This window comes from Streptomyces sp. SID13666, from assembly GCF_010548325.1.
Classification (GTDB): Bacteria; Actinomycetota; Actinomycetes; order Streptomycetales; family Streptomycetaceae; genus Actinacidiphila; species Actinacidiphila fildesensis.
This window is the reverse complement of record NZ_JAAGLX010000011.1, coordinates 10,989-28,733: the sequence shown is the minus strand read 5'-3', so window position 1 is coordinate 28,733 and position 17,745 is coordinate 10,989. Positions and strand designations below refer to the sequence as shown.

Annotated in this window: 18 protein-coding genes; 17 read left to right on the top strand and 1 reads right to left on the bottom strand. The window is 69.9% G+C overall.

Annotated elements, in window-relative coordinates; translation table 11 throughout:
- Window positions 1–87 precede the first annotated feature (87 nt).
- The 5 genes from dop (at window position 88) to prcA (ending at window position 4,137) form a co-directional block, all read left to right on the top strand.
- Window positions 88–1,599 carry a depupylase/deamidase Dop gene (gene dop, locus G3I60_RS16820; RefSeq protein ID WP_138354811.1) on the top strand — a complete coding sequence of 504 codons (1,512 nt, stop codon included), beginning with the start codon at window positions 88–90 and terminating at the stop codon, window positions 1,597–1,599.
- A 108-nt stretch (window positions 1,600–1,707) separates the two neighbouring features.
- Window positions 1,708–1,926 (top strand): ubiquitin-like protein Pup, encoded by a 219-nt coding sequence (locus tag G3I60_RS16815; RefSeq protein ID WP_138354812.1) that lies wholly within the window; start codon window positions 1,708–1,710, stop codon window positions 1,924–1,926.
- 9 nt (window positions 1,927–1,935) lie between these two features.
- Window positions 1,936–2,526 carry an endonuclease VII domain-containing protein gene (locus tag G3I60_RS16810; RefSeq protein ID WP_164293724.1) on the top strand — a complete coding sequence of 197 codons (591 nt, stop codon included), beginning with the start codon at window positions 1,936–1,938 and terminating at the stop codon, window positions 2,524–2,526.
- On the top strand, window positions 2,478–3,323 hold the full coding sequence (gene prcB / locus G3I60_RS16805; RefSeq protein WP_138354814.1) for a proteasome subunit beta: 846 nt from the start codon (window positions 2,478–2,480) through the stop codon (window positions 3,321–3,323). The genes G3I60_RS16810 and prcB overlap by 49 nt, the downstream gene beginning before the upstream one ends.
- A gap of 64 nt (window positions 3,324–3,387) precedes the next feature.
- On the top strand, window positions 3,388–4,137 hold the full coding sequence (gene prcA, locus G3I60_RS16800) for a proteasome subunit alpha (RefSeq protein WP_164293723.1): 750 nt from the start codon (window positions 3,388–3,390) through the stop codon (window positions 4,135–4,137).
- Between the two features lie 185 nt (window positions 4,138–4,322).
- On the opposite strand, the gene G3I60_RS16795 is transcribed toward prcA, so the two are convergent.
- Window positions 4,323–5,333, bottom strand: coding sequence for a LacI family DNA-binding transcriptional regulator (locus G3I60_RS16795; RefSeq protein ID WP_343240973.1), 1,011 nt, complete (start codon window positions 5,331–5,333; stop codon window positions 4,323–4,325).
- A gap of 122 nt (window positions 5,334–5,455) precedes the next feature.
- Between G3I60_RS16795 and G3I60_RS16790 the strand changes: the two genes are divergently transcribed.
- From G3I60_RS16790 to G3I60_RS16735, 12 genes are all read left to right on the top strand, one after another.
- On the top strand, window positions 5,456–6,703 hold the full coding sequence (locus G3I60_RS16790) for an MFS transporter (protein WP_138354817.1): 1,248 nt from the start codon (window positions 5,456–5,458) through the stop codon (window positions 6,701–6,703).
- Window positions 6,704–6,712: 9 nt separating this feature from the next.
- The gene (gene pafA / locus G3I60_RS16785) at window positions 6,713–8,074 is read left to right on the top strand and encodes a Pup--protein ligase (protein WP_138354818.1); all 1,362 of its coding nucleotides are present in this window, start codon (window positions 6,713–6,715) and stop codon (window positions 8,072–8,074) included.
- A 156-nt stretch (window positions 8,075–8,230) separates the two neighbouring features.
- Window positions 8,231–9,244 (top strand): FKBP-type peptidyl-prolyl cis-trans isomerase, encoded by a 1,014-nt coding sequence (locus G3I60_RS16780; RefSeq protein ID WP_164293721.1) that lies wholly within the window; start codon window positions 8,231–8,233, stop codon window positions 9,242–9,244.
- A 41-nt stretch (window positions 9,245–9,285) separates the two neighbouring features.
- Window positions 9,286–9,657 carry an FKBP-type peptidyl-prolyl cis-trans isomerase gene (locus tag G3I60_RS16775; RefSeq protein ID WP_138354820.1) on the top strand — a complete coding sequence of 124 codons (372 nt, stop codon included), beginning with the start codon at window positions 9,286–9,288 and terminating at the stop codon, window positions 9,655–9,657.
- Window positions 9,658–9,766: 109 nt separating this feature from the next.
- The gene (locus G3I60_RS16770) at window positions 9,767–10,708 is read left to right on the top strand and encodes a YafY family protein (RefSeq protein WP_164293720.1); all 942 of its coding nucleotides are present in this window, start codon (window positions 9,767–9,769) and stop codon (window positions 10,706–10,708) included.
- A 14-nt stretch (window positions 10,709–10,722) separates the two neighbouring features.
- Window positions 10,723–11,670 carry a YafY family protein gene (locus tag G3I60_RS16765; protein WP_138354822.1) on the top strand — a complete coding sequence of 316 codons (948 nt, stop codon included), beginning with the start codon at window positions 10,723–10,725 and terminating at the stop codon, window positions 11,668–11,670.
- A 9-nt stretch (window positions 11,671–11,679) separates the two neighbouring features.
- Window positions 11,680–11,940 (top strand): hypothetical protein, encoded by a 261-nt coding sequence (locus G3I60_RS16760; RefSeq protein ID WP_164293719.1) that lies wholly within the window; start codon window positions 11,680–11,682, stop codon window positions 11,938–11,940.
- 146 nt (window positions 11,941–12,086) lie between these two features.
- Window positions 12,087–12,290, top strand: coding sequence for a hypothetical protein (locus G3I60_RS16755; protein WP_164293718.1), 204 nt, complete (start codon window positions 12,087–12,089; stop codon window positions 12,288–12,290).
- A gap of 280 nt (window positions 12,291–12,570) precedes the next feature.
- On the top strand, window positions 12,571–12,852 hold the full coding sequence (gene tatA / locus G3I60_RS16750) for a Sec-independent protein translocase subunit TatA (protein WP_138354825.1): 282 nt from the start codon (window positions 12,571–12,573) through the stop codon (window positions 12,850–12,852).
- A 61-nt stretch (window positions 12,853–12,913) separates the two neighbouring features.
- Window positions 12,914–13,840, top strand: coding sequence for a twin-arginine translocase subunit TatC (gene tatC, locus G3I60_RS16745; RefSeq protein WP_164293717.1), 927 nt, complete (start codon window positions 12,914–12,916; stop codon window positions 13,838–13,840).
- 85 nt (window positions 13,841–13,925) lie between these two features.
- The gene (locus G3I60_RS16740) at window positions 13,926–14,813 is read left to right on the top strand and encodes a diacylglycerol kinase (protein WP_164607398.1); all 888 of its coding nucleotides are present in this window, start codon (window positions 13,926–13,928) and stop codon (window positions 14,811–14,813) included.
- Between the two features lie 105 nt (window positions 14,814–14,918).
- Window positions 14,919–17,735 (top strand): RNA helicase, encoded by a 2,817-nt coding sequence (locus tag G3I60_RS16735; protein ID WP_164293715.1) that lies wholly within the window; start codon window positions 14,919–14,921, stop codon window positions 17,733–17,735.
- Window positions 17,736–17,745: the final 10 nt, after the last annotated feature.

The window sequence follows — 17,745 nt, the reverse complement described above, 5'->3', positions numbered from 1 at the left end:
GGGAACAGCAGTCGCGCTCGGGCCATATGCGCAGCGGTACTTGAGCGTCAGCCCCAGCACGGGGCGGCGCCGGGCAAGGAGGGCCGCATGACCGTACGGCGAGTAATGGGTATCGAGACGGAGTACGGCATCTCCGTTCCCGGCCACCCGAACGCCAATGCCATGCTCACCTCGTCCCAGATCGTCAACGCCTACGCGGCGGCGATGCACCGGGCGCGCCGCGCCCGCTGGGACTTCGAGGAAGAGAATCCGCTCCGTGACGCCCGGGGCTTCGACCTCGCCCGTGACACGGCGGACTCGAGCCAGCTCACCGACGAGGACATCGGCCTGGCCAATGTCATCCTCACCAACGGCGCGCGGCTCTACGTCGACCACGCCCACCCGGAGTACTCCTCACCCGAGGTCACCAACCCGCTCGACGCCGTCCTGTGGGACAAGGCGGGCGAGCGCATCATGGCCGAGGCCGCAGAACGGGCCGCGCAGCTCCCCGGCGCCCAGCCGATCCACCTGTACAAGAACAACACCGACAACAAGGGCGCGTCCTACGGCACCCACGAGAACTATCTGATGAAGCGGGAGACCCCCTTCTCGGACATCGTGCGCCATCTGACGCCGTTCTTCGTCTCGCGCCAGGTCGTCACCGGGGCCGGCCGTGTCGGCATCGGGCAGGACGGCCACGACCACGGCTTCCAGCTGAGCCAGCGCGCCGACTACTTCGAGGTCGAGGTCGGCCTGGAGACCACCCTCAAACGCCCCATCATCAACACCCGGGACGAGCCGCACGCGGACGCGGAGAAGTACCGGCGGCTGCACGTCATCATCGGGGACGCCAACCTCTCCGAGATCTCGACCTACCTCAAGCTCGGCACCACCGCCCTGGTGCTGTCGATGATCGAGGACGGCTTCATCAAGGTGGACCTGGCCGTGGACCAGCCGGTGCGCACCCTGCACCAGGTCAGCCACGACTCCACACTGCAACATCTGATCACGCTCCGCAGTGGCCGGACGCTGACCGCCGTACAACTCCAGATGGAGTACTTCGACCTGTCCCGCAAGTACGTCGAGGAGCGGTTCGGCGCCGACGCGGACGACCAGACGAAGGATGTCCTCAGCCGGTGGGAGGACGTCCTGAACCGGCTGGAGAACAACCCGATGAGCCTGTCGGGCGAGCTGGACTGGGTCGCGAAGAAGGAGGTCCTGGAGGGCTACCGGCGCCGTGACGGCCTGGAATGGGACGCCGCGCGCCTGCACCTCGTGGACCTCCAGTACGCCGACGTACGGCCCGACAAGGGCCTCTACAACCGCCTGGTGGCCCGCGGCCGCATGAAGCGGCTGCTGGACGAGCCTGCGGTCGTACGGGCCGAGACCAAGCCCCCCGAGGACACCCGCGCCTACTTCCGCGGCCGCTGCCTGGAGCAGTACGCCGACGACGTCGCCGCCGCCTCCTGGGATTCGGTCATCTTCGATCTGCCGGGCCGGGACTCCCTGCAGCGGGTTCCGACCCTGGAGCCGCTACGCGGCACCCGCAACCACGTCAAGGAGCTCCTGGACCGCTGTCGTACGGCGGAAGACTTGGTCCGCATCCTTTCCGGCGGCTGAAATGGCCCAGAACCGGGAATCAAGCAAGTGAGCGGAAACAGGGCCGATGTCGGACCCGGCTTGTAGGGTCTGATCAAGTGGGAAACGCAACCGAGCGGGGTGAGCGTCATGGCTACGAAGGACACCGACGGCGGACAGCAGAAGGCGACACGCGCCACAGAAGAAGTCGAAGAGGTAGCGCAGGACGCGCAAGCCTCGGACGAACTCAAGGAGCGCCACGAGAAGCTCTCGGAGGACGTCGACGACATCCTGGACGAGATCGACGACGTGCTCGAGGCCAATGCTGAGGATTTCGTGAGGTCCTTCGTTCAGAAGGGTGGACAGTAGTCCACGTATATGAACGACGCGAAATCGAAGCGCTGCTCTCGGTGTAAAGGGACGCTGCCGCACGGCGCCTTCGCCGGCAATCGGTCGACGGAGGATGGGCTTCAGGCGTACTGCCGGAACTGCTCAGCCGAGTATTACCGGCAGCGTCAAGAAGCCAAAGGCCGTGCGGTCCGGCCGAAGTTCGAGGTACCGGAAGGCTCCAAGAGGTGCCCGCAGTGCGAAACGATCAAGCCGTTTGCGGACTGGGAACGCAATTCCACTTCGCCTGACGGCTGGTCCAGCTACTGCAGGCCCTGTCGCGCCGGCCGCAACCGTGAGAGCTACTTCAAGCGGAAGTACGGCATCACGATATCCGAGCGTGACGAGCTGATCGCCTCTCAAGCGGGCGTGTGCCCGATCTGTTTGGCCGCTTCGGCAGAACATGTGGATCACTGCCACGAGACGGGTAGGGTCCGAGGCGTACTGTGCTTCAGCTGCAATGCCGCGCTGGGGCAGTTGAAAGACCGGCCTGATGCCATCCGCCGGGCTGCCGCTTACCTGGAAGGAAACGTGTGGAAGCCAACACTCGTAGCACAGGGCGTCTACCGGCTGCCTTCCTGACGCCTGGCTCGTCCTCGTTCATCGACTTCCTCGGCGAGCACTCACCGGACCTGCTGCCGCGCAACCGGAGCCTGCCGCCGCTCCAGGGGGCCATCGAGATCCCGCACGGCACGACCATCGTCGCCGCGACGTTCCCCGGCGGGGTGATCCTCGCCGGTGACCGGCGCGCGACGATGGGCAACATCATCGCGCAGCGGGACATCGAGAAGGTCTTCCCGGCCGACGAGTACTCGGCCGTGGGCATCGCCGGCACCGCCGGGCTGGCCGTGGAGATGGTGCGGCTGTTCCAACTGGAGCTGGAGCACTACGAGAAGATCGAGGGCGCGGTGCTCTCCCTGGAGGGCAAGGCGAACCGGCTCTCCACGATGATCCGCGGGAACCTCGGGATGGCGCTTCAGGGACTGGCCGTCGTCCCGCTGTTCGCCGGATACGACGTGGACCGCGAAAAGGGCCGGATCTTCTCCTACGACGTGACGGGCGGGCGCTCCGAGGAGCACGGCTTCGCGTCGACCGGATCGGGTTCGGTCTTCGCCCGCGGTTCGATGAAGAAGCTGTACCGCAAGGATCTGACGGAGGACCAGGCGATCACGCTGGTCGTACAGGCCCTGTACGACGCGGCCGATGACGATTCGGCCACCGGCGGACCGGACCTGGCGCGGCGCATCTATCCGATCGTCACCGTCATCACCGACGAGGGCTTCCGCAGGCTCACCGAGGACGAGTCCTCCGACGTCGTCCGTGCCATCCACGAGCGCCGGCTGGAACAGCCCGACGGCCCGCGTGCCGAGCTGCTCTGACGGTCCGGCAGGACCGGATCGAGAAGAAGACCCTCGTCACCTGACAGAAAGGGACGGATAGCCGGTGTCGACGCCGTTCTATGTCTCACCCCAGCAGGCCATGGCCGACCGTGCGGAGTACGCCCGCAAGGGCATCGCGCGCGGCCGCAGCGTCGTCGTGCTGCAGTACACCGACGGCATCGTGTTCGTCGCCGAGAACCCGTCCCGCGCGCTCCACAAGGTCAGCGAGATCTATGACCGGATCGCGTTCGCGGCGGTGGGCAAGTACAACGAGTTCGAGAACCTGCGGATCGGCGGCGTGCGCTACGCCGACCTGCGCGGCTACACCTACGACCGTGAGGACGTCACGGCCCGCGGTCTGGCCAACGTCTACGCCCAGACCCTGGGCACCATCTTCTCCAGCGTCGGCGAGAAGCCGTACGAGGTGGAGCTGATCGTCGCGGAGGTCGGTGCGGCCGCCGAGGACGACCAGATCTACCGGTTGCCGCACGACGGCTCGATCGTCGATGAGCACGGCGCGGTGGCGGTCGGCGGCAACTCGGACTCGATCGGCGCGTATCTGGACCAGCGGCACCGCGACGGCATGACGCTCGCGGAGGCGCTGAAACTGGCGGCCGAGTCCCTCGGCCGGGACAGCAACGGCGGGGAACGCACGCTCACCGCCGAGCAGTTGGAGGTCGCGGTGCTGGACCGGACGCGACCGCAGCAGCGCAAGTTCAAGCGGATCCTGGGTCGTCAGCTGGCCCGTCTCCTGGAGGCGGACAGCGCTGCGACCACCAAGACGGATGAACCTTCGGACGAGGAAGAGGAGTAGCCGGCGGCCCGCCGCGTGGCTTGTGCCGGTGCTCCGGTGACGGGGGCCGGGTCCTCCGGGGCGGGGCTTCGAAATCGACTATTTACGGGCCTGGCGGCCCACAAATAGCTCGGCAGCATTTCGAAACCCCACCCCTGCGGACCCGGCCCCCCTCGCGTTCGCTCCCGCCTGCGGGAGGGGGTGTCTCACGCCGCCGGCGGCCCCGTCGAACCGCGGACCACGAGTTCCACCGGGAGGTCGGCGCTGTTCGCCGGGCGGCCGTCCAGTACGGCCAGCAGCGCTGCCATGCCCCGGCCGCCGATCTCGTCGGCGGGGAGCCGGACGGTGGTGAGTTCCGGTTCGACGGCGGTGGCGAGCGCGAGGTCGTCGAATCCGGTCACGGAAAGATCGGCCGGCACCCGCAGGCCCAGTCGGCGGGCGGCCTTGCACGCACCGGCGGCGAGGATGTCGTCGTCGCAGACCAGGGCAGTGGGCCGGGGCCCGGGCCGGGTGAGGGCGCGTTCGGCGGCGAGCCGTGCGTCCTCGACGCTGTGCGCGGAGCGCTCGGTGTGCAGGGTCACGTCGCCCGTGCCCGCCAGCGTGCCGGCCAGTGCGGCGGCGCGGACGTGGAACGTCCAGGTGTCGACCGCTGAGGCCATATGGGTGAACCGGCGGTGCCCGAGGCCGAGCAGACAGCGGGCCACCTGCCGCATCCCGTCGGCGATGTCGAAGTTGACGGTGACGCCGGCGCCGGCCGCGCCGGGGTCGCTGTCGAGCATCACGAGCGGCAGGTCGCCGCCGCCGATGGCGTCGAGCGCGTCGGCGGCCATCGAGGACGCGATGACGCCGTCGAGCGAGGCGCGGGCCGAGCCGAAGGGGTCGCGGGCCGGCCCGATGCCGTCGGGTGACGGGTAGAGCACCACGCCGAACTCGTGCTCCGCCGCGACGCGGGCGGCGCCGGTGTAGACCCGGGCGAAGTACTCGTTGGTCAGGGCCGGGACGACCAGCAGGGCCGTCCGGGTGCGGCCGAGCCGGAGGTTGCGGGCGGCCAGGTTCGGCCGGTAGCCCAGTGCCAGGGCCGCCGCCCGGACCGCTTCCGCCGTGCGCTCGGAGACCCGCCCGCGGGACTTTCCGCCCAGAACCAGCGAAACGGTCGCCTGCGAGACACCCGCGGCCCGCGCCACGTCCCGTGAGGTGGGGCGTGCGGTTTCGGTCACTCGGGGCATCCTTCCGGTCCCCGCGGATGGACCCGCGGCCTGCCGTCATGGTACGTATGACGCATCAAGTTATACGTAACACTTCGGCGGCGACGGGCGGCGACCGGGGGAGAGGAGCCGGCATGGCGGCGGGGTACGGGGATCTTCTGAGGACGCGGTATGCCGGCCGGCTGCTCGGCGGCACGCTGATCGGCCGGCTGCCCAACGCGACGGCCGCGTTGTGCATCGTGCTGCTGACCCGCTCCGAAGGGGGCAGCTACTCGCTCGCCGGTTCGCTGGGCGCGCTCTACGGGCTGGGCACGGCCATCGGCCAGCCGCTGCTGGGCCGGATCGTCGACCGGTACGGCCAGCCGCGGGTGATGCTCCCCGCGGCCGTCCTGTCGGCCGCCGGCATGGTGCTGTTCGCCCTGGTGGGCCCCGACCCGCTGCCGGTGGCCTGTGTGGCGATGGCGGTCGCCGGGCTGTTCACCCCGCCGCTGGAAGGCGGGCTGCGCGCGCTGTGGCCCGGCGTCCTCAAGAGCGAGGACCGGCTGCACGCCGCCTACGCCCTGGACGCCGCCGCCCAGGAGCTGCTGTTCACCATCGGCCCGGTCCTCGTCACCGGCCTGGTCGCGCTGTTCTCCGAGGCCGCCGCCGTGCTGTGGATCGCGGCGGTCGGCGTCGTGGGCGCGCTGGGCGTCGTGACGGCCCCGCCGTCCCGCGAGTGGCGGGCGGAACCGCGGGCCGCCGACTGGCTCGGACCGCTGCGCGCCCCGGGGCTGCGCGCGCTGATCGGCTGCCTGTTCTTCGTCGGTGTCGCGCTCGGCTCGATCGCGGTCGCCGCGGTCGCGTACGGGGATGTGCACGGCGGCGGCATGGTGAACGGCTATCTGCTGTCGGCGCTCGGGCTCGGCGCGCTCATCGGCGGTGTGACGTACGGCGCCAGGACCTGGCCGGGTACGCCGGAGCGCCGGCTGCGGGTGCTCACCGTCGGACTGGCCGTCTGTTACGCGCCCTTGGTGCTCGTCCCCGGGGTGGTCGCGATGACGGTCCTGTCCGGGCTCGCGGGGGTGTTCCTGGCGCCGGTACTGGCCTGCGCGTTCGTGGTGGTGGACCGGCACGCGCCGAGCGGCACGGTGACCGAGGCGTTCTCCTGGCTGGTGACCGCGATCGGCGTCGGCGCCTCGCTGGGAACGGCCGCCGCGGGACCCGCCGCGCAGTTCGGCGGGGTCGCCGCCGGATTCGCCGTCGCGGCGGCCGGTGGATTCATCGCACTGGCGGTGCTGGTCGCGACCGCCCGATTCCTCGCGTCCCCAAACCTGAAAACCGAGTTGGAAAAAGATCGAATCGGTGGGGTCGAACCCGGTTTCACGACCACGCATCAGGCGTAATGTTCAGTCATGGACCGCCGCATTTTCGGGCTGGAGAACGAGTACGGCGTCACATGCACGTTCAGGGGGCAGCGGCGTCTGTCTCCTGACGAGGTGGCGCGGTACCTCTTCCGCCGTGTCGTGTCATGGGGCCGGAGCAGCAATGTCTTTCTGCGCAACGGCGCCCGCCTCTACCTCGATGTCGGCTCGCACCCGGAGTACGCCACTCCGGAGTGTGACAATCTGACCGAGCTGGTCACCCATGACAAGGCCGGCGAACGCATCCTCGAAGGCCTTCTGGTGGACGCCGAACGGCGTCTGCACGAAGAGGGCATCGCCGGCGATGTCTATCTGTTCAAGAACAACACCGACTCCGCGGGAAACTCCTACGGATGTCACGAGAATTACCTCGTCGCGCGACACGGCGAGTTCTCCCGCCTCGCCGACATCCTCATTCCGTTCCTGGTCACCCGGCAGATGATCTGCGGCGCGGGCAAGGTGCTGCAGACGCCGCGCGGTGCGGTCTTCTGCGTCAGCCAGCGGGCGGAGCACATCTGGGAGGGCGTCAGCTCGGCGACCACCCGTTCCCGACCCATCATCAACACCCGTGACGAGCCGCACGCGGACGCGGAGCGCTACCGGCGCCTGCACGTCATCGTCGGCGACTCGAACATGTCCGAGACGACCATGCTGCTGAAGGTCGGTGCCACCGACCTCGTGCTGCGCATGATCGAGGCGGGCATCGTGATGCGGGATCTGACCCTGGAGAACCCGATCCGGGCGATCCGCGAGGTCAGCCATGACATCACCGGCCGCCGCAAGGTGCGGCTGGCCACCGGCCGCGAGGCGTCCGCCCTGGAGATCCAGGAGGAGTACTACTCCAAGGCTGTTGACTTCTGCGAACGCCGCGGCATCCGCAACGGCGTGATCGAGCAGGTGCTGGAGCTGTGGGGCCGCGCGCTGGAGTCGATCGGCAGCGGTGACCTGGCGGCCATCGGCACCGAGATCGACTGGGTGATGAAGTACCAGCTGATCGAGCGCTACCGGAACCGGGACAACATCACGATGTCCCACCCGCGCGTCGCCCAACTGGACCTCGCCTATCACGACATCCACCGCCGCCGGGGGCTGTACTACCTGCTGGAGAAGAAGGGCCAGGCCAAGCGGATCTGCAGTGATCTGAAGATCTTCGAGGCGAAATCCGTTCCTCCGCAGACCACTCGGGCCAGGCTGCGCGGCGATTTCATCCGGCGCGCGCAGGAACAGCGGCGTGATTTCACGGTCGACTGGGTGCATCTGAAGCTCAATGACCAGGCGCAGCGAACAGTGCTGTGCAAAGACCCGTTCCGATCGGTCGACGACCGGGTGGAGAAGCTCATCGCCGGAATGTGATCGACGAAAGTCGGAACGTGATCGGCAGTGGCTGGTGTTCAGGGGCCCCGCGCGCTGTGGCGTGCGGGGCCCCTGGCATGCCGGGGTCCTGTGATGCGGGGCAGGCCGTAGAGTGACCGCTACTGACGGACCATCCCAGCTACCCCGAGGACCACTGTGCGACGCCGACTCGCTGCCGCGCTCATCGTGCCGGCTCTGATGCTCACCGCGGCCTGCGGAGGAGGGGACGGCTCGGACAAGAAGGCCGACTCGCCGACCCCCACGCCTTCCGCGACGCCTACGCAGCCCGCGGCTCCCAAGCCGGTGTCGTCGGCCGCGCCGATGCCCACCGTCGCCGGTGAGCTGGGCAAGAAGCCGACCATCACCATCCCCAAGGGCGACCCGAGCGGGAAGTTCGTCGTGAGCACCGTGACCGCGGGCACCGGCCCGGAGGTCAAGAAGAACGACCTGGTGGTCACCAAGTTCGCCGGCAAGATCTGGAAGAGCGGCAAGGAGATCGGCGGCTCCTACGACAAGGGCGGCGCCGCGCAGGTCATCCCGGCCGGCTCGCCGACGATCATCCCGGCCTTCAGCGACGCCGTACTGGGCCAGAAGGTCGGCAGCCGCGTCCTGGTCGTCGCCCCGCCGGCCGCCGCGTTCGGCTCGCAGGGCAAGCAGGAGCTGGGTATCACCGGCACCGACACCCTCGTCTTCGTGCTCGACATCGACCGGATCATGCCGAGCCATGTCACGGGCACGCAGTCCGCCATCCCGTCCGACCTGCCGAAGGTGGACGCGGAGAAGGCGGAGGCGGCGAAGATCACGGTGCCGAAGAACGACCCGCCGAAGACGCTCGTCGACAAGGTCCTGATCGAGGGCACGGGCGATGTGATCAAGAGCGGTCAGACGGTCTACATGCAGTACAGCGGCGCGGCCTGGAAGCCCAACGAGGGCAAGGACACGGCCAAGCTGTTCGACGACAGCTGGAAGACCGGGGCGCCGTTCAGCACCGTCATCGGCCAGGGTCAGGTCATCGAGGGCTGGGACAAGGGCCTCGTCGGCAAGAAGGTCGGCAGCCGGGTGCTGCTCGTCATCCCGCCGGAGCAGGCATACAAGGCCGAGGCCAAGGGAGCTGACCTTCCGGCCAACTCCACCCTCGTTTTCGTCGTGGAGATTCTCGGAGCAGTGTAAGACTGTCCGGGTTGTCCGCAACGTATCAAGGAGTTACCGCAGTGAGCATCGAGAAGCCCGAGATCGATTTCCCCGTTGGCGAGCCGCCGGCAGACCTCGAGATCAAGGAGATCTGGGAGGGCACCGGCGAGGAGGCCAAGGCGGGTCAGAACGTCAGCGTCCACTACGTGGGCGTGTCGTTCAGCACGGGTGAGGAGTTCGACGCCAGCTGGAACCGCGGTTCCGCGTTCACCTTCCCGCTCGGTGGCGGCCGCGTCATCAAGGGCTGGGACCAGGGCGTGCAGGGCATGAAGGTCGGCGGCCGCCGCCAGCTGACCATCCCCGCGCACCTCGCCTACGGCAACCAGAGCCCCACCCCGGCGATCAAGCCGGGCGAGACTCTGATCTTCGTCGTGGACCTGATCTCGGTCTGAGCAGGCGCGTGTCCGAGGGCCCACGCCGGCAGGCGTGGGCCCTCGCTTTTGCCGCAGCTCCCCGGAGCGGTACGGTCGTCGATCGAGAGCTGAAGACGAAGGGTGCGCGATGGCGATTGCCAAGGCCGAGCGACTGATGAACCTGGCGCTGTGCCTGATGAACACCCGGCGTCCCGTCAGCAAACGGGAACTGCGCGAGTCGATCGAGGCCTATCACGAGATAGGTTCCGACGACGCGTTCAACCGGATGTTCGAGCGCGACAAGGACGATCTGCGGGAACTCGGGCTCATCATCGAGACGGTGGAGAGCGTCGACGGCGATGTGGGCTATCTGGCCCGCCGTGACCGCAACCGGCTGCCCGAGATCGCGCTGGACGCCGAGGAGGCCGCCGCGCTGAGCCTGGCCGCCAAGGTGTGGCAGCAGGCCCGGCTGGCCGAGGCCGCCAGTGGCGCGCTGCAGAAACTCCGGGCGGCGGGCGTGCCGTTCGAGGACACCCACAGCGCGCTGGAACCGCGAATCCCCACCCCGGAACCGGCGTTCGAGCCGCTGATGGTCGCGACGCGCGAGCGCCGGGCCGTCTCCTTCGACTACCGCAAGGCGAACGCGGTGCGCCCCGAGCCGCGGCAGGTCGAGCCGTGGGCCCTGGAGTGCTGGCGCGGCCACTGGTACCTGGCCGGCTGGGACCGTGACCGCGGCGCGGTCCGGGTCTTCCGGCTCTCCCGCATCTCCGGCAAGGTCCGCTCCCGCGGCGGTGCCTTCAGCGCCCCGGTCCCCGACCACGTGGACGTCCGTGCCGCCGTCGCCAGCTGGGCCGGCGAGGGCGCCACCGCGACCGCCCGGATCCGGCTGCGCCGCGACTCGGGCTATCCGCTGCGCTCCAAGGCCGTGACGTCCGAGCCGGTGGACGCCGAATGGGACGAACTGGAGATCCCGTACGGGCATGGACTCGACGCCTGGCTGGTGGAGTTCGGCCCCGACGTGGTGGTCCTGGAACCCGCCGAACTGCGGGCCGATGTGGTGGACCGGCTGCGTGCCGTGGCCAAGGACTGACGGGACTTCACGACATGGCGAACGCGATCGACCAGACCCGGCGGATGCTCTCCCTGGTCACCTATCTGCGGGAGCGCCCCGGCGCCCGCGTCACCGATGTGGCCCGCGCCTTCGGCGTCACCGAGGCCGAGCTGATCGGCGACCTGAACGTGCTGCCGCTGTGCGGTACGAGCTTCCGCGGCGGTGACCTGCTCGACATCGACACCGACGGCGAGCGGATCTGGTGGCACAACGTCGACGATGTGGCGCAGCCGCTGCGGCTGGCCGCCGACGAGGCCACGGCGCTGCTCGTGGCGGCGCGGGCGGTGGCGAACCTGCCGGGGCTGCGCGACAGCGACCGGCAGGCGCTGCTGCGGGCCACCGCGAAGCTGGAGACCGCGGCCGGCGAGGTGGCGGCCGCCAGCTCCCAGCTCTCGGTGACCTTCGAGTCCGAGGGCAGCGTCTTCGCCGATGTGGACCGGGCGATCGCCGAACGGCGCCGGCTGTGGATCCGCTACTACTCGCCGGCCCGGGACGCGCTGACCGAGCGGGAGGTGGACCCGATCCGGCTCTTCGCGGTCGGCCACACCTACTTCGAGGGCTGGTGCCGGCTGTCGGAGGACCGCAGGACCTTCCGGCTCGACCGGGTCGCGGAGATCAAACTGCTCGACGAGCCGTCCGACCCGCCGCGGATCGAGCCGCGCGACCTGTCCCTCGGGCTGGTGCAGCCGGCGGGCGACGACCCGGAGGTCGTCATCGAGGTGGGTCCCGGCGGTCGCTGGGTCGCCGAGTACTACCCGTACGACAGCGCCGACGAGCTGCCCGACGGGGGCCTGCGGATCAGCCTGCGCACCCCCGACCCGGGTTCGCTGCGCCGGCTCGCGCTGCGGCTGGGCCGGGACGGCCGGATCGTCTCGCCGGCCGACCTCGCGGACCGGGCGCGGGAGGCCGCCGTGCTGGCGCTGGCGGCGTACGGAGAATAGGGAGTGACGATGACGGGGGCAGCGACCTCGACGATGACGGCCCCGGCGCCGTCCGCGGTGCTCTTCAAGGCCGCGTGCCCGGACTGCCGCGGCCGTTTCGAGCTGGCGTCGCAGGAGCTGCGGCTGGCGATCGGCCGCACCCACCGGACCACGTTCTACTCCTTCACCTGTCCGGAGTGCGGGCTGGCGGTCCGCAAGCCCGCGGGGGAGCGGATCATCGAGCTGCTCACCGGTGGCGGGGTGCGCACCATGCGCCTGCACATCTGCTGACGCTGACGCTGACGCTGACGCTGACGCTGACGCTGACGCTGACGCCGACGCCGGCGCCACGGCCGCCGTCCGGAGGCCCGGCCGGCCGCGGTGCTCCGGTGCCCCGAGGACATCCGGGCGCCGGCCGAGCCGATAGGGTCGGTGCCATGTGGTGGCTCTACCTGTACGTCGGCCTCTCGACCGCCGGCATCCTCGTGCTCGGCGCACTCGCCGTCCGGCTCTTCGCCGAGGTCCAGCGGCTGGCCCGGCAGGTGGCCAGGAGCACCGACGACCTCTCCCGCGCCGCCGACCGGCTGAGCCGGGCCGCGGAGCCGCTCGCGGAGCGCGCGGGGGACATCTCCCGGCGGTGACGCGCCACCCGCCGACCCCCTGGACCTGGCGTGATCCCGGGTTCGCGGACCGGGACCGCTCCGGCGTTACACAACGGCTCTCGTTCCCGGCCGTCCCGGAGGGTACGCTGCGTAACGTGGCCCCATGAATGAGCGGCAGGGGTCGCACCTGGTGGTTGCCGACGGGTTGCCGGTCGTTTACCACCGCAGGCTACGATCACAGCCAGTACGGCGGTACGGACACACGTCCGGGTCGCCGAAGACATGGACCCACGCCGCCTCGGTGAGAAGGTAGACACTTATGCTCGGCAATCTCAAGCCCCTCGAGATCGTCCTCATCCTTCTCGTCATCATCTTGCTGTTCGGCGCCAAGAAGCTTCCCGACATGGCCCGGTCGCTCGGCAAGTCGGCCCGCATCCTCAAGAGCGAGGCCAAGGCGATGAAGAAGGACGACGAGGCTCCGGTGGCCGACACCCACACCGCAGAGTCCACGCCCGCCGCGCCGAAGACGATCCAGGCCGCGCCCGGCGATGTGACCAGCGCCCGCCCGGTGACGGAGCCGAACCACACCACCCAGGGCTGACCTCAGCCCGTACCGGTTCGCAACAAGCCGCTGACGGCTGCCGCACGAGACGAGGACGTGGGTGCTCAAGTCTGCCCGCAAGCAGGAGAAGGATCCCGAAGGGCGCATGCCGCTCGCGGATCACCTGCGTGAGTTGCGCAACCGGCTGCTGAAGTCGGTACTGGCGATCATCGTCGTCACGATCGTCGCGTCGTTCTTCTACCGCGACATCATCCAATTCTTCATGCACCCGGTGCTGAAGTCCGTGGGCTGCGTCAACGGCCAGATCAAGGGCGCCGACGGCCAGCCGTGCGCGGAGATGACGGTGAACGGGCTGACCGGCCCGTTCGCGATCGCCATGAAGGTCTCCCTGATGGCCGGCCTGGTGGCCACGACGCCGATCTGGCTCTACCAGCTCTGGGCGTTCCTCGCGCCGGGACTGCACACCAAGGAGAAGCGCTACGCGATCTCCTTCGTCGCCGCGGGCGTGCCGCTCTTCCTCGGCGGCGGCTATCTCGCCTACGTGATCCTGCCGCAGACCGCGCAGATCATGATCGACCTGACGGTCGACGACGCGCGCAACCTGTTCCCGCTCGACGACTACCTCGACCTCGTCGTGCGCATGATCATCGTCTTCGGCTGCGCCTTCGAACTGCCGCTGCTGCTGGTCCTGCTGAACTTCACCGGAGTGCTCACCGCCAAGCGCATGCTCGGCTGGTGGCGGGTGATGGTCCTCGGCATCACGATCTTCGCCGCGGTGGCCACGCCCACCGGCGACCCGTTCTCGATGTCGCTGCTCGCCGCTCCCATCGTGTTCCTGTACTTCGGGGCCGTGGGGATCGCGTTCTTCAACGACCTCCGCAAGCGCCGCCGCCGCGAGGCCGATCCGGACTTCTCGCTCGACGACGACGAGGCGTCCAGCCTCGACCACATTCCCGAGCAGGTCGGCGCCGCACCGGCCCCGACCGCGTCGGAGCGTCCCACCGACGACTTCGACGACGCCACCTGATCCCGACCGTCGCACCTCGCACCTCGACCGTCGTCGCTCGCCGCTCGACCTCGACGCGGGTGATCACGCGCGGTAGGGTCCGCGCGTGACCAGCGACATCACGCTCTTCGTCAATCCCACCGCGGGACGCGGCCGGGGCGCGCAGGCCGCGCAGCCGGCCGCCCACGCGCTGCGGGAGGCCGGGTTCACCGTCCGCACCGTCGTCGGCCAGGACGCCGCCGACGCCCTCGTACGGGCTCGCGAGGCGGTCGCCGCGGGGACCGGCGCACTGGTGGCCGTCGGCGGCGACGGGATGGTCTCACTGGCGCTGCAGGCGGTGGCGGGCACCGACACCCCACTGGGCGTGATCGCGGTGGGCACCGGCAACGACTTCGCCCGCGCCACCGGGCTGCCGGTCCGCGACCCCGCGGCCGCCGGCCGCGCGGTGGCCGACGCGCTCAAGGACGGGCGCACCCGGGCCGTCGACCTGGGCAGGGTGGGGGACCGCTGGTTCGGGACCGTACTGGCCTCCGGCTTCGACTCGCGGGTCAACGACCGCGGCAACCGGATGCGCTGGCCCACCGGGCGCTTCCGCTACGACGTCGCGATGCTCGCCGAACTCGCCGCCCTGCGCCCGATCCCGTACCGGATCCGGTTCGACGACGGCCCGGAACGGGAGATCGAGGCGACCCTGATCGCGGTCGGCAACGGGTCGTCGTACGGCGGCGGCATGCGGATCTGCACCGACGCGGTCCTCGACGACGGGCTGTTCGACATCACCGTCGTCGGGCCGTGCAGCCGCACCACGCTCCTGACGGTCTTCCCCCGGGTGTACCGGGGGACGCATCCCAGCCATCCGAAGGTCACCGTGCACCGGGCGGCGCGGGTGCGGCTCGCCGCGGACGGGGTGACGGGATACGCGGACGGTGAGCGGATAGGGCCGCTGCCGATGACCGCCGTGACGGTGCCGGGGGCCCTGCGGCTACTGGTCTGATGTTCGACCGCGCTGGTCCGCCGCCCGTCCGCCGCGGGTCCGGGCGTCGATACGAATAAAAGATCACGCGGTGTGTCGGTGGGGGCCGGTACGCTCGGTGGCAAGATGACCGATGAGATGTCCCCCGCCGAGCGCTACGCCGCAGACCGGCGTCGCGCGGCCGATCAGGCCACTGCCCTCGCGCCGTTCCGCGCGCTGTACGACTTCGACCTGGATCCGTTCCAGATCGCGGCATGTCAGGCTCTGGAGGCCGGAAGCGGAGTGCTGGTCGCCGCGCCGACCGGCTCCGGAAAGACCATTGTCGGCGAGTTCGCCGTCCACCTCGCCCTCACCGAGGGCCGCAAGTGCTTCTACACCACCCCGATCAAGGCCCTGTCGAACCAGAAGTTCAGCGACCTCGTCAAGCGGTACGGCGCGGACAAGGTCGGTCTGCTGACCGGTGACAACAGTGTCAACGGCGACGCACCGGTGGTCGTGATGACCACCGAGGTGCTGCGCAACATGCTCTACGCCGGATCCTCGGCGCTCGACGGCCTCGGCTATGTCGTGATGGACGAGGTCCACTACCTCTCCGACCGGTTCCGCGGTGCCGTCTGGGAAGAGGTGATCATCCACCTCCCGCAGTCCGTGACGCTGGTGTCGCTGTCGGCGACCGTCTCCAACGCCGAGGAGTTCGGCGACTGGCTCGACACGGTGCGCGGCAGCACCGAGGTGATCGTCTCGGAGCACCGCCCGGTGCCGCTGTGGCAGCACGTGCTGGCCGGCCGCCGGATGTACGACCTCTTCGAGGAGAAGGAGGGCGCCGCCGAGGCCGCCCGCCGCGAGGTCAACCCGGACCTCGTACGCCTCGCCCGGATGGAGAACCAGCGGACCGTCCACCCCCGTGACCGGCACAAGCGCGGTTACGAGGCGGACCGGGAGCGGGAGCGCCGGTCGAGCGGCAAGGTCTGGACGCCCAGCCGCGCCGATGTGATCGACCGGCTCGACTCCGAGGGGCTGCTGCCGGCCATCACCTTCATCTTCAGCCGGGCCGGCTGCGAGGCGGCCGTCCAGCAGTGCCTGTACGCCGGGCTGCGGCTGAACAGCGACGAGAACCGGGAGCGGGTCCGGGCCATCGTCCAGGAGCGCACCAAGGCGATCCCGGACGAGGACCTGCACGTCCTGAAGTACTTCGAGTGGCTGGAGGGCCTGGAGCGCGGCGTCGCCGCGCACCACGCCGGCATGCTGCCGACCTTCAAGGAGGTCGTCGAGGAGCTGTTCCTCAAGGGCCTGGTCAAGGCGGTCTTCGCCACCGAGACCCTGGCCCTGGGCATCAACATGCCGGCCCGCTCCGTGGTGCTCGAGAAGCTCGTGAAGTGGAACGGCGAGACGCACGCCGACATCACCCCGGGCGAGTACACCCAGCTGACCGGCCGGGCCGGCCGTCGCGGTATCGACGTCGAGGGCCATGCCGTCGTGCTGTGGCAGCGCGGCTTCGACCCGGGCGCGGTCGCGGGGCTGGCCGGCACCCGGACGTATCCGCTGCGCTCGTCCTTCAAGCCGTCGTACAACATGGCGGTCAACCTGGTCGGCCAGTTCGGGCGGCACCGCTCACGGGAGCTGCTGGAGACCTCCTTCGCGCAGTTCCAGGCCGACCGGTCGGTCGTCGGGATCTCCAAGCAGGTGCAGCGCAACGAGGAGGGGCTCGACGGCTACAAGGAGTCGATGACCTGCCACCTCGGCAACTTCGACGACTACATGCGGCTGCGCCGCCAGTTGAAGGAGCGCGAGGCCGAACTGTCGCGGCAGGGCGCCACGCAGCGGCGGGCCGCCGCGTCGGACGCGCTGGAGAAGCTCAAGCCGGGCGACATCATCCATGTCCCGGCGGGCAAGTACGCCGGGCTCGCGCTGGTGCTCGAACCCGGTGTCCCGGCCGGCCGCAGCCCCGGCCACCGGCGGCACGAGGACCATCAGGACGGCCCGCGTCCGCTGGTGCTCACCGCCGAGCGGCAGGTCAAGCGGCTGGCGCAGATCGACTTCCCGGTGCCGGTCGAAGCCGTCGACCGGATGCGGATCCCGAAGTCGTTCAACCCGCGCAGCCCGCAGTCCCGCCGCGACCTGGCCTCCGCGATGCGGACCAAGGCAGGGCACTACGAGCCGGAGCGGCACCGCAAGTCGCGGGCCGCGGCGGCCGACGACACCGAGATCGCCCGGATGCGCACCGAGATCCGCGCGCACCCCTGCCACGGGTGCGACGAGCGCGAGGACCACGCCCGCTGGGCGGAGCGCTACCACCGGCTGGCGCGCGACACCAAGCAGTTGGAGCGGCGCATCGAGGGCCGCACCAACACCATCGCGCGCACCTTCGACCGGATCTGCGGGCTGCTCACCGAACTCGGGTATCTGCAGGGCGAGCAGGTCACCGCCGACGGCAAGCGGCTCGCCCGGCTCTACGGCGAGCTGGACCTGCTGGCCAGTGAGTGCCTGCGCGAGGGCGTCTGGGACGGCCTCGGCCCGGCCGAACTGGCGGCGTGCGTCTCGGCGCTGGTCTTCGAGGCCCGCCAGTCCGACGACGCGCTGGCGCCCAAGCTCCCGACCGGCAACGCCAAGGAGGCGCTCGCCGAGATGGTCAGGATCTGGGGCCGGCTCGACGCGCTGGAGGAGGACCACCGGATCCACCAGACCGAGGGCGTCGGCCAGCGCGAGCCGGACCTCGGCTTCGCCTGGCCGGTCTACCGCTGGGCGTCGGGCCACGGCCTGGACGCGGTCCTCGGCGACGCCGAGATGCCGGCCGGTGACTTCGTCCGCTGGTGCAAGCAGGTCATCGACGTACTCGGCCAGATCTCCGACGCGGCCCCCACCGACAGCCCGGTCCGCAAGAACGCCCGCAAGGCCGTCGACGCCCTGCGCCGCGGAGTAGTGGCGTACTCCTCAGTGGGCTGAGCCCACCTGG